Origin of the sequence: Allofournierella sp., from assembly GCF_048388525.1 — a bacterium.
In the GTDB taxonomy this organism is placed as follows: domain Bacteria; phylum Bacillota; class Clostridia; order Oscillospirales; family Ruminococcaceae; genus BQOK01.
Map to the genome: position 1 here is coordinate 1 of NZ_DBGCTQ010000112.1, position 13,447 is coordinate 13,447.

Consider the following 13,447-nt stretch of genomic DNA (forward strand, 5'->3'; position numbering starts at 1 on the left):
GGTTCTTCGGGGCCAGGGAGGGGTGCGCTATGCCTATTACACCCCCGAGGGGCAGCGGCTCATCCGGGAACGGGGCGACCTGAACGAACAAAACCTGGAAAGCTTCGCCGTGGTGGAACTGCCTGGCTGCCCCGCGGTGCTGGCCGAGCAATGCTTCATCACAAATCAGGGTGACTTCGACGCCTTTGCCGGCCCCGAAGGCCAGCGCGCCGCCGCGGGCTGCTATTACCGGGCGATCCGGCAATTTTTCGGCCTTCCCGCGCAGCCCTCCGCCCCCGGCGCCGCGGCGTGAGCCGCCGCCCGGTGCGGCCATTCCCCTGCCGCGCAGGCCTGTAAAAAGCGCAGTCTCCGGCCACAGGCCCGTTTTGCCGCGGCCGTGGGTATTTTGTCCGCACTTTTTTGCCGCGGCCGCCGCGGGCAAAGCAAAAGCAGCGGGGGCCCCATGCCCCCGCTGCTTTTGCTTTGTTTCTCCTTTTTACGCCGCCGCGCTGTCATCGTCGTCCAGGTCGTCCGCCTGGGCCAGGCCACCCACGGTCAGCCCGCCGCTGATGTAATAGCTGCCGCCATCGTAGGCAATGCCCAGCTTGTACCGGTTGCCCGGCTCCAGCCCCGAAAAGGTGCCGGTATAGCAGCTGCCGTCCGCGGTGAAATACATGGTTCCGCCGGTCACATACTCGCGGGCGCCATAGCTCTCTTTCCACAGGGTCACCCGGTACTCGGTGCGCTTTTCGCTCTCGGTTGTGGCTTTGCTGGTAATGGTGATGCTGCTGCCCGCCGGGGTAAAGTATGCGGTGGTGCGGTTTTGCACGCCGTTGAACACCGCATACAGAGTGTCGCCTCCCACCTGGGTGGCAAAGCGCGCCGCGGTGTCCATACCCTCGGGCCAGGCGATATCGCCGCCCGGAGCCGCAACGTTTTTGTTTTCCACCTCTCCCTCGTCGCCGTCGTCCTTGTTCCCGCAGGCGGTGAATGCCGCCGCCGCGAACACCATGGCCAGCGCCAGGGCCAGCAGCCGTTTTGCTTTTTTCATATGCGAACCTCCGCTGTGCAGCCGCTTTTGACAAATCGCCGCACCGTGTTACAATAGTCTTGCATGAACTCTCACCGGAGAGTATACAGTGTTATTATAAGCTAAATTGCGCCCGCTTACAAGCAAAAGAAGGAGTTTTGTTGGAATGAACCCTTTACAGAACGTGACCCTGGTGCGCCACGGCACCGTGCGCTTTGAGGCGGAGGACGGGCCGGTGGTCTATGTGGACCCGTTTCAGCTTGAAACGGAACCGCACGACGCGGACCTCATCATTGTGACCCACGCGCACCCGGACCATTTTTCCCCGGAGGATCTGCGCCGGGCCGCCCGCCCCGACACCTGCTTTGTGTCCATCGCGCCCGTACTTGCCTGGCTGGAAAAGGAGATGGGGGTGGCGGCGCCCTATCTGAACCTGGTGGGCCCCGCCTCGCCCGAATTGTTCTTCGAGTGCGGCGTGATGCTGGCCCCCCTGCCCGCCGAGAACAAAAACCACCCCGCCGGGACCGGCTTCGGCGCACTGCTTGGGCTGGGCGGCTTCACCTATTATGTGGCGGGTGACACCGACCTTCTGGCCGATGTTCCCTGCGACGTGCTGTTTGTTCCCTGCGACGGGATCTACAACATGACCGACTACCTGCACAAGGTGCCCGCCCAGCTTGCCCGGCTGAACCACAAGCCCGGGGTGGTGGTGCCCTATCACTACGCCGGCTACATCGAGGGCACCGATCAAAACGGCCCGCGCCTGGCCCAGGCGTTAAACAGCCTGGGCTTGCCCGCAAAGCTGCTGATCGGCCGCTGAGCGCCCCGCCTTTTGCGGCAGCCCGCAGTTTTTCACAAACACAAGGCGGCCCGGTGGAAAACCACCGGGCCGCCTTTGTCCGTCTCTTTGGCTTCAGGCCGCGTTGACCTGTTTCAGGTTCTGCACCTCGTCCGCCGCCAACTCAGCCCAGGCGCTGTTTTTGTACAGGAAGTCGTAGCGATACAGCACGTATCCGTCCGCTCCCGCCGCGCGGCCTGTAGCCACCATATCGGCCAGGTTATGGCCGGTTTGCCACTGATCCACCGCGTGGTCGTAGTTGCCGCCGTCGCCGTCGCCGATGCGGTAGGCCCCCAGGCCAAAATACAGCGCCACGCTGGGCGCCCGTTCCAGGCCGGCCCACTCGGCGGTGATGTTCTCAAAGCCGTAGCGGGTGCTGCCCCCCGCCGTGGTGTAGCCGTAGCCCCAGTAAAGCTGGGGCAGCACGTAATCCAGATATCCGGGGGTGCTCATCCAAAGCGCCACGTCGCTATACTGCCCGTTATAATTATTATCCATATTCCCCTGCGGACTTACGCCAAACCGCACTGTGGGCTTTTCCGCCTTAATGGCTGCGTATACGGCCTGCACCAGGGCGTCCACGTTCTGCCGCCGCCACTCGTCCAGCGAAAGGCCGCTGCCCGCCGCCGCATACTCGGCCGCGTCGAAGGCGGGGTCGGTGGTGGGGTAAAAATAGTCGTCGAAATGGATGCCGTCCACCTGGTAGTTTTTCACGATCTCCCGCACGCCCTCCACAATGAGCTGCTGCGCCCCGGCGCTGGAGGGATCAAAGTAAAGCCCCTCACCCGCCTCCTTCACCCACTCCGGGTGGGTGTTGGCAGGGTTATCTGCGGCCAGCTCGCCCGGGCGGGTGGCGTTCAGCCGGATGCGGTAAGGGTTCAGCCAGGCCTCCAGCTGGAGCCCATGGGCGTGAGCGCTCTCCACCAGAATCGCAAGCGGGTCAAACCCCGGGTCCTGCCCCTGCGCCCCGGCGCACAAATGGCTCCAGGGAAATACCTCGCTTTGGTACAGCGCGTCCGCAAAGGGGCGCACCTGGGCGATCACGGTGTTCAGCCCCAGTTCCACACAGTTCTGCATCATCTCGTCCGCCCCGGCGCGGAATGCCTCCTCGCCGGAAAAATCAAAGCTCTCCCATTCAAGGTAGCTCACCCACATGGCACGGTATTCCCCGGCCGCGGGCGCGGCCGGCGTTTCGCCCTGGCTGCCGCCCGGCTGCGAAGCCGGCGCGCTGCCGGAGGCCGCCCCCTGGCTTTGGGATGCCCCGCCGGAGGCGGGCTGCTGCGGTGCGGGCGCTTTGCCGCAGCCTGCAAGCCCCAGGCACAAACACGCCGCCAAACACAGCGCCATTATTTTTTTGAACATCGTTCTCTCCCTCCGTTTCGCTTCCTGGAAACGATATGCATGTTCAGCCCCGTTTACCTCTCGTCCCGCTCGCGGCGGTAGAGGCTCAGCATCAGCCAGCCCCGCACAATGGCGCAGGCAAAGCCCAGCAGGTTCGCGGGCAGGCCCATGGCGGCAACGCCCCCCAAATTTACCAAAATCAGCGCGGCCAGCCAAAGCGCCTCTAAAACACAAATGGCGCGGAACTGGGGTGTCAGGCGCTTGTCGCGGCTCTTTTCATAGCCCGCAAAGCAGGGCCACACCAGCGCCAGCAGGATGTATTGCAGCAGCGGTGCCTGAAAGGCCATCGCGCCGATCAGCAAAAAAAAGCAGCCGAACAGCGCGCCCTTATCCGGCCCCGTGGTTCCCTTCACGCTGGCAAGGAACAGCAGCATCAGCCCGGTCAGGATAAAGGCGATGTTGTCCAGCAGGGCAAAGCCTGCTCCCGCGATGCCGGCGATGGCCTGGGCCATGTAGCACCCGGCGGCCAGCATGCCCAGGGCATAATAGGTCTTTTTTGAAAGGCTCAATCTCATTGTGTTCTGTTTCCTTTCTGCATGCGTTTATAACAGATCCCTGCGGCCAGCGCCGCGGGTGCCAGCAGGCACACGCCCATGGCAAACCCCTTTTGCAGCCCCTCGCCGGTGCCTGCCCCCAGCAGCGGCCCCACCGCCGCGCCGGTCACGCTGGCGGCCATGTTGTAGGCCGAAAGGGCAACGGCCCGGCCCGCGCAGCCCGTGCGGGCATTTTTGAACACCTGCTCAAAGGGGCGGTAGCTCTCGGCCGCAAGGCGCAGCAGCGGCAGGGCCAGCAGCAGCGCGGCCGCGCCCGCGCCCAGCGCCAAGGCACAGCAGCAGCCCAGGGCCAGCGCCCAGCACAGCGCCACCGCGCGCCCCGGGCCCGCCCGCCGGGCAAGCCTTGCCGAACAAAGGCCCGCGGCAAGGCCGGTGAGGTTCAGCGCCAGGTTCAAAAGACCGTACCATTGTTCGGAAATACCCGCCGCCGCCCAGGCAGGGCTTGCGAAAAACACCGTAAAGGTGTGTTCGACCTCGGTCAGCACCGCGCCGCACAGCACAAACGCCAAAAAGGGCCGGTTGCCCAAAAGCACCTTTTTCAGGGCGGCCGCCTGCTCTTTCAGGCCCAGCGTGTCCTGCGGCTCGGCCCCGATCTCCGGCAGCGCCAGCCGCAGCAGCACGCTGCCGAGGGTACACACCAGGGCCAGGAACGCCAGCCCCCGGTATCCAAGCCCGCGCGCCAGCGGGAACAAAAGCCCCACCGCCGCCAGGCCCCCATAGCCCACGGCATTGTAACCGCCCACCACCCGGTGCTCCTGTTCCGTTCCGGCCAGCCGGCACAGGTATGCCACGTCGCAGCCGGAAAAGCCGCTGATGGCCGCGGCCAGCACACACCGCTGGGCCAAAAACATGCCAAAGCCCCGGGCCCGCCAGAACAAAACGGCGGCCAGCACCTCCAGCGCGCCGGCCGCCAGCAGGGTCTTTTTGTACCCCACCCGGGCGGTCACAAACCCCCAGGGCATTTCCAGCAGCAGGCTCAGGATAAAACACACGCTCTCGATCAGGGTGATCTGAAACACGCTCACCCCGTATTCCAGCCGGTAAAGGCTCGCCACCGGCGCGTAAAAGCACAGCGATTCCAAAAAGGCGGACACGTAAAAAAGCCGCACCGCTCCGCGATTGCTTTTCATAATTAAAAACTCCGTCCTCTCACGGCGGCGCAGGTGGGAACAAAAGCCCCGCCATCACGCGCCGCCCAAAATGCAACACACAATTCCGGGCCTGCCCCAAGGGGCTGGCCCGGTCGGTCCGGGATGCACTTTTCAGGACGGTTGAGGCATGGTATAATATCCTTATCCCATAAAATAGTTTCAAGGCAGGAAACGCCTGCCTTTGTCATTATAGCACAAGCGGGCGGCCCCCTGCAACCGGGCGGGCACGCCGTTTTTTGCGGCCTGTTTTGAAAGGAGCCTTTCTGCTTTGAACAAAAATTCTTCGCCCGCCGGGGCACAGGGCAGCGATCAGCTGCTGGGCACCGCACCCATCGGGCGGCTTATCTTAAAGCTTGCCCTGCCCGCGGTGGCCGCCCAGTTCATCAACGTGCTGTACAACATCGTGGACCGCATCTACATCGGCAACATCCCGGGCATCGGCGCCACCGCCCTGACCGGCGTGGGGGTCGCCTTTCCCATTTTAATGGTCATCTCGGCCTTTGCGGCGTTCGCCGGCATGGGCGGCGCGCCCCTGGCCAGCATCCGGCTGGGCGCCGGCGATAAAAAAGGTGCCGAGCGCATTCTGGGCAACAGCTTTTGCTTTCTTTTGATCATCAGTCTGGTGCTCACGGTGGGCTTTCAGGTGTTCAAGCGGCCGCTGCTCTATGCCTTCGGCGCCTCCGACAATCTGATCGGCTATGCCACCGACTACATTACCATCTACCTGTGGGGCACCGTGAGCGTGCAGCTGGCGCTGGGGCTGAACACCTTTATCAGCGCCCAGGGCCGCAGCACCACCGCCATGCTGAGCGTTGCCATCGGCGCAGTGCTGAACCTTTTGCTGGACCCGCTGTTCATCTTTGTGTTCGGCATGGGGGTCAAGGGCGCGGCCATTGCCACCATCATCAGCCAGACCGTGAGCGCCGTGTGGGTCGTGGCTTTTTTGTTCTCACAAAGCAGCGTTATCCGGCTGCGGCGGGCCACCCTGCGCATCGAGCCGCGGGTGCTGGGCAGCATTGCCGCGCTGGGCGTGGCGCCCTTCATTATGCAGAGCACCGAGAGCCTGGTCACCATCACCCTGAACAGCGGCATGCAAAAGTACGGCGGCGATCTGTACGTGGGCACCATCACCATTTTGCAGTGCATCATGCAGATGCTGGTGCTGCCGCTGCAGGGCGTGACCCAGGGCACCCAGCCCATCATCAGCTATAACTACGGCGCGAAAAATTATCATCGGGTGCGCCAGACCTTCAAGCGTGTGCTGGCCATCAGCCTGGGCTACACGATTGCGGCATTCCTGCTGGTTTCGGTCTTCGCACGGCCCCTTGCACGCATGTTTACCCCGGACCAGGCGCTCATCGCTCTCACCGCCAGGGCGGCAGCGGTCTTTTTCGGCGGCGTTTGGGCCTTTGGGGCCCAAATGGCCTGCCAGGCCGCATTCATGGGCCTGGGGCAGGCCCGGGTCAGCCTGTTCCTGGCGCTGCTGCGCAAGGTGATCCTGCTGGTGCCGCTTGCCATCCTGCTGCCCCTCCTTTTTGGGGGCGAGCCCATGGCCATTTACGTGGCCGAGCCCATCTCGGACTTTTTGGCCAGCGCCACTACCCTGACCCTGTTCTTCAGCCGGTACAAGCGGCTGCTGCCGCTGCCCGCGCCCTGTGCCGAAACCGACGCATAAAAGGAGGTTTACCCCATGCCCGCTGTGTTTTCGCTGGTGCTTATCCTGGCCGCGGCGGCCCTGATCTGGCAGCTTGCCCGCCGCGCCGAGCGGCGCCGCAAACACCTGCCCGGCCCCGCCGGGTATCTGGAATACCGCACCGACCTGCCCTTCGACGGCTGCCTGGACGCGCTGGCGCAGCCTGCCCCGCAGGACGTGTTCACTTATACCTGCCCCCGCCAGGCGGACGGCACCTTTCTTTTGCATCTGACCCTCCACAACGCCACCAACCAGCCCATCGATACAGTGTTCACCCTGCGCATGGATTCTGGCCGCCAGACCGTGATCACCCTGCATTTTCTGCGCGAGGCCTTCGGCTACCGGGAGCCGGTGTTTCCCCAGGAGCTGATGGATGAATTTATGGCCCAAAAGCTCGGCGCACGCCGGGTGCGGTGAAACCGCCCCGCCGGGGCGGCGGCAAGGGCGGGCCGGCGGCGCGCAATTTTCCCTTGCCTCACCGCCCCAAAGTTGTTATAATGGATAGGCAAAACCATTGCGGGCCATTAGCTCAGTTGGTCAGAGCCCCCGGCTCATAACCGGGTTGTCCCGGGTTCGAATCCCTGATGGCCCACCATGTCCAAGTGGGTTTGCGCCCCTTCCAAAAGCCGCCGCCCTTATTCAAAGGGGCGGCGGCTTTTGGGTGTTCCCGGCGGGCTTGCCGTCCGTTTTAAACCTGAAAGCGCAAGGTTCACAGCTCCAGCGGGTTTTCCCACTCGTAGCCCACGATCTGGCAAGTCCCCGCCGCGGCCCCGTGAGCTTTTTTGCACGGATGATCCTTTGCTTTCTCCCCCAAGGCGGGGGGCCGCCCGGTTCGAGCCTTTCCGGCCGGCCCCCCGCTTTTCCATGCCTGAACAGTCACGGCAGGCGGCACGACGCGGCAGGCCGATACAATTGCGAAAAATGATCTTGTATTTCCTTGCCGTTTTTTGCGTTATTTTGTATAATAGGAATATCTTTTGGAAACGCGGCTCTTTTTTGCGGGCCGCACAGGAAAGGGGGCCGCGGCATGAAACGGTTCCAGCGCCGGCCCGGGTTCACCCTCATCGAGCTGATCGTCGTTCTTGTGATCCTTGCCATTTTGGCGGCCGCCGGGCTGCCGGCGCTCAGCGGATACATAAAAAGTGCGCGGGAAACCACCGCCATCAGCGAGTGCAGCACAGTGGTGCGCACCGCGCAGGCCAAGGCCGCGGAGCTGCTGGCCTTCGGGAAACTGGAAGATTTGCCCTCCAAAACGGATTCCATCATGGACGCCTGCGGTCTGCCCGGGAAACTGCTGGGCGTCAGCGCCGACACGGTTTCAGGCAGCGTTTCCTATCTGCTGTACCAGACCAAAAACGGCTTGGTGGTGCGGTACGATCCGGCAAAAGAGCCCAAATTTGTGGTCCTGCGCGAGGGGGAGAGCGGCGGAGGCACGCTTCCCCCGCAAACAGCTCTGGAGGCCATGATCTCCAATACGCAGGCCTGGATGAACACCTTCGACAAAGACAAAACATTTGACCGGCAGGAGCTGGCAAAATGGGCGATGCAGCCCGAGAACCTCCTGCAGGTGGACGCCGCCCTCCTGAACGGATGGTCGCCTGCGGGAAATGCAGCCTATCCTTTTTATTGGCGGCCTTATCACCTCAACACCCTGGACGGCAAAAACCAAAATCCCAAAGAGTTCTTTCTGTTTGCGGCCCCCACAGCCAGCAACGCATGGAACGGCTGGTCCGCGTATATTTTTTATGTAAACGGCAAGGTGTATCGCCGCGAGGACGGCAAAAGCCTGGGCATCGCCGGCTTCAGCAATTATAAGACCGCCGCCGAGGTGGAGGCGCGCATTATTGCCGAGGGCTTTGTATTGGTCACAGGCTGACCCCTGCCGCTTTTGTACTTCCCGCCGCCTCCCTGAAACGCAGCAAATGCCCCCGGCGCACGGAATTCCGTGCGCCGGGGGCATTTTTTCTTTTTCCGGTCAGCCCAGCCCCAGCCTTTTGTACTGTTCGGCCGGGGCGTCGCTGCGCCGCATCAATTCTTTCAGCAGGGCAGTCATGCGCCGCTCCTGGGCCTCGTCCTGCACCGGCTGCTCCTGCCCCGGGTCGGCCCGCATGCAGAACAGCATGGTGGGGTACCCCGCCTGTGAAACAGCTTCGCGGCTTTCCAGCCGAAGCACCGGCACGCCCTTGCTGAAGGGCAGCGGCTCTGCCAAACGGGCGGTGCGCAGCACCTCGTTGCTCATAAAGGCGCGGCGGCCTCCGTGCCGGGTGGGCATCAGGGTGTACTCGTACCGGGGGGCGTTTTCCCGCCCCGGGCTGCGCATGTACACCCACTCCCCGTCGGTGCAGCACACCTGCCCGCCGAACAGCCCGAACAGCGCGCCCTCATGGATCGGTTCGTCCCGCTCCATCACTCCGCGCAAGGGGCGGCCCTGCATATCGGCAAACAGGGGCTGGCCGAAAAATTCCAGCAGGGTGGCCGGCAGGTCGATGGTTTGCACCAGCTGCTGTGAGCGCGTTCCCCGCTTTTGTCCCCGCGGGTCCCACACAAACAGGGGGGTATGGGCCACTTCCGCGTAGAAGGGGCAGTGGCACTTGGCCCATTGGCCGTGTTCTGCCAGCAAAAAGCCGTGGTCCGTATTCACAATGAGCATCGTGTCTTTCCACAAATCATACTCGTCCATCGCGTCCAGCACCCGGCCCAGGTTTTCGTCGCACATGGAAAGCACCCGGGCGTACTCGCTGCGCAGATGCCGGATCAGCTCCGGGCTGTCGCTTTCGCTTACCGGGCGGTAGTCCGGCCAGTCGCACAGGGGGCCGGTGTAACCGTCCGGGTATTCCTCCGCATAGGGCGGCTGTGCAAAAAATGGCTCGTGGGGGTCAAAGGTTTCCAGTTGTAAAAACCAGTTGTCCTGGGCATGGTTATCCCGCAAAAATTCCAGGCCCCTGTCAAAGGTCTGGAACTGGGGCTGGTCCCGCGGGGTGGGCATGAACGCCCGGTTCACAAAGTCCTGCCCCACCCAGTTGTCCTGCGGTTCACCGCACACGTTCAGGCAGCCCCCTGGCACGGCGTCACGCCCCACCAGGGCTTTCCAGCCGTCGCCCTCCTGGCCGCGCACACAGTCCCAGGTGGTGTAGCGCTGGTGGTAGGTGGCGCCGCCGTCCTCCCAATAGTGGTAGTGGTCGCTCACCAGGTGGGTGTGCACCCCGGCTTCCCGCAGGGCTTGGGGCATGGAATCGTCAAACGGTTCCAGGGGGCCCCAGCTGCGGTGCAAAAAGTTGTAGCGCCCGGTGTGCAGCTCCCGCCGGGCCGGCATGCAGGGCATGCTGCCCACCCAGCAATTGTCAAAGGTGACGGCGTGCTGGGCCAGCCGCTCAAAATTCGGGGTGTGGGTCCACCGGCAGCCGTAGGGTTCGAGCATATGCCGGTTAAGCGAGTCGAACATGACCATGATCGCTTTCATTGCGCAGGTTCCTTTCCGGCATGGCCGCTAGTTCCGGCGGCGGTATTCGTAGGGGCTCATGCCATATCTTTTTTTAAAGGTGGTGGAAAAATAGCTCACATTGGGGTAGCCCACCTGCTGGGCCACATCCTGCACGCGCAGGGCCGTGCTCTCCAGCAGCCGCACCGAGTGCTTCAGGCGCAGCTCGGTCAAAAAATTCACGAAAGTGACCCCCATCTCCTCTTTGAACACCCGGGAAAAATATTCCGGGTTCAGGTAGACCTCGGCGGCCACCTGTTCCAGGCTGATGCTCTCGGCAAAATGGCGGCGGATGTATTCCACCGCCAGATTCACCGCCTTGGAGCGGGGCTTTTCCGGCTGCACGGCCAGCGCGCACTGGCGGGCAAAATCCATTACCAGGGCCGTGGTCTCGGGCATAGAGATGCTTTGGGCCAGCCGCTCCCGCACCTCTTCCTGCGGGGGCAGGGCAATGCCGGCCTCTTTTGCCTCCAGATAAAATTGCTCGAACAGGTCCGTGCAGAACTTGGTGACCAGCTCCACTGCAGGCATGCGGTCCCGGGCTGTTTCATCCAAAAAAGCCTGCAGGCTCTCGCAGCGCTGGGCCGGGCGCTGCCGATACAGCCCCAGCCGAAGCGCCGAAACCTGCGCTTTCCATCCCCGAACCTGCTCCTGCAACGCCGGCAGGGGCTTTTGCGGCTCGTACAGCCGCTTTTTCCCGGTATAAAACCCCTGTGCCAGCGAAAATGCCGCCTGCCGGGCCAGGCTGGGGATCTGCCGCATCTGATCGGTTGTGGCGCTGATGCCCACCATGCAGTCGTTCATCCGCTGCGTTTGCTGCGCATACTGTGTCAGCTGCCGGGCCTTTTCATTTTCGCTGAGCGCCCGGGGCAGGTTGCCCACCACCACATAGATGCGGTCGGTGTAATCGAACCCCGCCACGTGGTGGGCCGGCCCCTCCTGGGGAAAAGTGAGCCCCGCCCCCATCAGGTCCTGCTTCCACACCGCCAGGGCAAACAGGCCGTTGTCGCGCCAGCGCACCCCGCACCGGCGCAGCTCCGCCAGGTCCTCTTCACTCAGCTCCCCCTGCCGGCGCAGAACCTTGCGGATGATGGCATGCGCCTGGGCGGAACCCACCAGCCCGGCACCGCCCTGCAGGTTGTGCTGCCGGCTCATACGGCCTAAAAGCTGCTGCAATGCGTCGTTCTGCATCTCGGTCTTGAGCAGGTATTCGTCCGCTCCTTCCCGCAGCGCCTGGCGGGCCATGTCAAACTCCGCAAAGGCGGTAAGCACCACCACCTTTGCGGAGCTGCCGGTGGCGCGAATGGCGTGCAGCAGCTCCAGGCCGTCCATCACCGGCATCTTGATGTCGGTCAGTACAAGGTCCGGCTGGCTGGCACGGAATACTTCCAGCGCCTCGCGCCCGTTGTGCGCCACCCCCGCCAGCTGGCAGACGGGGTTCTGCGAGATACAAAACTGCAGCCATTCGCAGATGATGTCCTCGTCGTCAACAATCAGCACTTTCATCGCTTTCCTCCCCCTTTTCCCACACGGCCGGCATGCGGATGGTCACCGTGGTACCGATGTCCGGCTCGCTGTCGAGCTGCACCCCATAGCCCGCCCCGTAGTTCAGGCGGATGCGGTTGTGCACATTCGCCAGGCCGATGGAGCTGCCGTCGCCCAGGTCCGTGCTGCGGCACTTTGCCCGCACCCGCGCCAGGGTTTCCGCGTCCATTCCCGCGCCGTCGTCGGTCACGGTGAGCACCAGCTCCCGCCCCTCCAGCGCCGAGGCCACCACTACCATGTCCGCGCTGGGTTTTGCCTCCAGGCCGTGGAAGATCGCGTTTTCCACCAAGGGCTGCAGAATGAGCGGCGGCACCTGGCAGCGCCCGGTGCCCGGGCCAAGGTCCAGCTCAAAGTGCACCTTGTCGCCATAGCGCAGCTTCTGCACCACCAGGTACTTGCGGGCGCTCTCAAATTCGTCCTCCAGCGGAACGGCCGCCTTTTTCACCATCAGGGTGCTTTTGAGCAGGTCGGTGAATGCGGTGATCATCTGGGCCGCCTGCCGGTTTTTGCCGATCTCCACCGTGCACCGGATCGAAAACAGCATGTTGTACAAGAAGTGCGGGTTGATCTGGGCCCGCAGAAAGTTCATCTCCAGCACGCGCTTTTGCCGTTCCCGCTCCTGCACCGCGTCCATCAGGTGAAAGATCTCCACCGCCATGTGGTTAAAGCTCTCGCGCAGGTGGTCAATCTCCCAAGTTCCGGTGTTGGCCGACAGTTCGGCAAAGTTGCGGCTGCCAAAGGCGTCCATGGCGTCGCTCAGCTCGGTGAGCGGGCGGGAAATGCGGGCGGACATATACAGCGCTACCGCCAGCGCCGCCGCCAGCCCTGCCAGCGCCGCGCCCCCCAGGATCATAGAGGCCTGGTTCAGCACCCCGAAAATCGCGTCGGTGGGGATCTCCTCCACAATGGTCCAGCCGGTCTCCTCGTCCAGGTAGGTCGAGAGCAGGTAGCTCTGCCCCAGCTTTTGAATTACGGAATAGCGGTTTTCGCCATACATGCTGCGCATGTTATCCACATTCACAAACTGCTTGCCCAGCATTTTTTTGTTGGAGTGGGAAACAATGAACCCGTCCTGGTCGTAGATGTAGATCTCGCCCCCCTCGCCCAGGGCCGGCGCATACAGCTCTTCCAGCAGCTGCTCGTCCAGCAGCACCAGCAGCACGCCGGCGCTGCCGTCGGCTTTTTCCATCCGGCGGCCGGCGGCGAACTGGTAGCGGGCGCCGCCCGGCGCCGGGGCAAAGTCGTTGCGGAAGGTGCGGGAAAACTGCACCTCCTCTTCCGGGTTGGCAATCAGGCTTTGCAGCAGCCTGCGGTACCACAGCTGCTGGCCCAGCGCCTCAAAAGAGACCGCCTGGCCCGAATCGTAGCAAAAGCCCTGTGGCTGGGTAAACAGCACCTCGTTGTCAATGCCGATCTGGCTGAACACCTCGTCGTATTTTGCTTTTTGCCGGTCAAGATACGCGGTGAGCGCATCCTCGCCGGCGCCGGGCTCCACCTCCAGCGCGCCCTGTTCCTCCAGCTCGTAAAAATACAGGTTCGACAGGGTGATCCCGCTGGTTTTAATGGTGCTGGCCCGCTCTGCGATCTGGCGCAGCACATCCAGCCGGCCGGCGCCGATCTGCCCGGTGACCAGCTGCCGCACCAGTGCGAACGCGGCCAGGGCCACCGCCAAAAACAAGGTGAACAGAAGCAGGTACGCCCAAAACAGCTGGATGCGCAGTTTTTTCATCTGTGCGGCCAGCTTTGCGGCCAAGGCTCTCATGCTTGCTGCTCACCCC

The 13,447-nt window shown here is 63.2% G+C and carries 11 protein-coding genes, 1 tRNA gene and 1 pseudogene; 6 read left to right on the top strand and 7 right to left on the bottom strand.

All coding sequences use genetic code 11. The annotated features are described in order from the left end of the window. A pseudogene (locus tag ACMLHZ_RS13780) lies at positions 1–292 on the top strand (N-acetylmuramoyl-L-alanine amidase); the annotation flags it as partial. A 183-nt stretch (positions 293–475) separates the two neighbouring features. Here ACMLHZ_RS13780 and ACMLHZ_RS13785 read toward each other — a convergent pair. Then, positions 476–1,030 carry a hypothetical protein gene (locus ACMLHZ_RS13785; RefSeq protein ID WP_418668252.1) on the bottom strand — a complete coding sequence of 185 codons (555 nt, stop codon included), beginning with the start codon at positions 1,028–1,030 and terminating at the stop codon, positions 476–478. 145 nt (positions 1,031–1,175) lie between these two features. Here ACMLHZ_RS13785 and ACMLHZ_RS13790 point away from each other — a divergent pair, with 145 nt between their 5' ends. Further along, a complete protein-coding gene (locus ACMLHZ_RS13790) occupies positions 1,176–1,829 on the top strand; it encodes an MBL fold metallo-hydrolase (protein ID WP_418668253.1) in 654 nt (217 codons plus the stop codon). A gap of 93 nt (positions 1,830–1,922) precedes the next feature. On the opposite strand, the gene ACMLHZ_RS13795 is transcribed toward ACMLHZ_RS13790, so the two are convergent. From ACMLHZ_RS13795 to ACMLHZ_RS13805, 3 genes are read right to left on the bottom strand one after another with little or no spacing between them, the layout of a single operon-like run. After that, positions 1,923–3,209 carry a glycoside hydrolase family 10 protein gene (locus ACMLHZ_RS13795; RefSeq protein WP_418668254.1) on the bottom strand — a complete coding sequence of 429 codons (1,287 nt, stop codon included), beginning with the start codon at positions 3,207–3,209 and terminating at the stop codon, positions 1,923–1,925. A gap of 53 nt (positions 3,210–3,262) precedes the next feature. Then, on the bottom strand, positions 3,263–3,763 hold the full coding sequence (locus ACMLHZ_RS13800; RefSeq protein ID WP_418668255.1) for a hypothetical protein: 501 nt from the start codon (positions 3,761–3,763) through the stop codon (positions 3,263–3,265). Then, positions 3,760–4,932, bottom strand: a complete 1,173-nt coding sequence (locus tag ACMLHZ_RS13805; RefSeq protein ID WP_418668256.1) for an MFS transporter — start codon at positions 4,930–4,932, stop codon at positions 3,760–3,762. Before ACMLHZ_RS13805 ends, ACMLHZ_RS13800 begins: the two co-directional genes overlap by 4 nt. 289 nt (positions 4,933–5,221) lie before the next feature. Here ACMLHZ_RS13805 and ACMLHZ_RS13810 point away from each other — a divergent pair, with 289 nt between their 5' ends. From ACMLHZ_RS13810 to ACMLHZ_RS13825, 4 genes are all read left to right on the top strand, one after another. Then, entirely contained in the window at positions 5,222–6,628 is a 1,407-nt protein-coding gene (locus tag ACMLHZ_RS13810) for an MATE family efflux transporter (RefSeq protein WP_418668257.1), read from the top strand. Positions 6,629–6,643: 15 nt separating this feature from the next. Next, a complete protein-coding gene (locus tag ACMLHZ_RS13815) occupies positions 6,644–7,063 on the top strand; it encodes a hypothetical protein (RefSeq protein ID WP_418668258.1) in 420 nt (139 codons plus the stop codon). A 101-nt stretch (positions 7,064–7,164) separates the two neighbouring features. After that, positions 7,165–7,241 (top strand) — tRNA-Ile (locus ACMLHZ_RS13820). 432 nt (positions 7,242–7,673) lie between these two features. Next, the gene (locus tag ACMLHZ_RS13825) at positions 7,674–8,522 is read left to right on the top strand and encodes a pilus assembly FimT family protein (RefSeq protein ID WP_418668259.1); all 849 of its coding nucleotides are present in this window, start codon (positions 7,674–7,676) and stop codon (positions 8,520–8,522) included. A gap of 99 nt (positions 8,523–8,621) precedes the next feature. On the opposite strand, the gene ACMLHZ_RS13830 is transcribed toward ACMLHZ_RS13825, so the two are convergent. From ACMLHZ_RS13830 to ACMLHZ_RS13840, 3 genes are read right to left on the bottom strand one after another with little or no spacing between them, the layout of a single operon-like run. Then, a complete protein-coding gene (locus ACMLHZ_RS13830) occupies positions 8,622–10,106 on the bottom strand; it encodes a sulfatase (RefSeq protein WP_418668260.1) in 1,485 nt (494 codons plus the stop codon). Positions 10,107–10,133: 27 nt separating this feature from the next. Beyond that, entirely contained in the window at positions 10,134–11,630 is a 1,497-nt protein-coding gene (locus tag ACMLHZ_RS13835; protein WP_418668261.1) for a response regulator, read from the bottom strand. Beyond that, a complete protein-coding gene (locus ACMLHZ_RS13840; RefSeq protein WP_418668262.1) occupies positions 11,611–13,431 on the bottom strand; it encodes a sensor histidine kinase in 1,821 nt (606 codons plus the stop codon). The genes ACMLHZ_RS13835 and ACMLHZ_RS13840 overlap by 20 nt, the downstream gene beginning before the upstream one ends. Positions 13,432–13,447 lie beyond the last annotated feature (16 nt).

Coding starts and splice junctions, on each gene's coding strand:
- ACMLHZ_RS13785 (WP_418668252.1), bottom strand. CDS start 1,030: ATGAAAAAAGCAAAACGGCTGCTGGCCCTGGCGCTGGCCATGGTGTTC.
- ACMLHZ_RS13790 (WP_418668253.1), top strand. CDS start 1,176: ATGAACCCTTTACAGAACGTGACCCTGGTGCGCCACGGCACCGTGCGC.
- ACMLHZ_RS13795 (WP_418668254.1), bottom strand. CDS start 3,209: ATGTTCAAAAAAATAATGGCGCTGTGTTTGGCGGCGTGTTTGTGCCTG.
- ACMLHZ_RS13800 (WP_418668255.1), bottom strand. CDS start 3,763: ATGAGATTGAGCCTTTCAAAAAAGACCTATTATGCCCTGGGCATGCTG.
- ACMLHZ_RS13805 (WP_418668256.1), bottom strand. CDS start 4,932: ATGAAAAGCAATCGCGGAGCGGTGCGGCTTTTTTACGTGTCCGCCTTT.
- ACMLHZ_RS13815 (WP_418668258.1), top strand. CDS start 6,644: ATGCCCGCTGTGTTTTCGCTGGTGCTTATCCTGGCCGCGGCGGCCCTG.
- ACMLHZ_RS13825 (WP_418668259.1), top strand. CDS start 7,674: ATGAAACGGTTCCAGCGCCGGCCCGGGTTCACCCTCATCGAGCTGATC.
- ACMLHZ_RS13830 (WP_418668260.1), bottom strand. CDS start 10,106: ATGAAAGCGATCATGGTCATGTTCGACTCGCTTAACCGGCATATGCTC.
- ACMLHZ_RS13835 (WP_418668261.1), bottom strand. CDS start 11,630: ATGAAAGTGCTGATTGTTGACGACGAGGACATCATCTGCGAATGGCTG.
- ACMLHZ_RS13840 (WP_418668262.1), bottom strand. CDS start 13,431: ATGAGAGCCTTGGCCGCAAAGCTGGCCGCACAGATGAAAAAACTGCGC.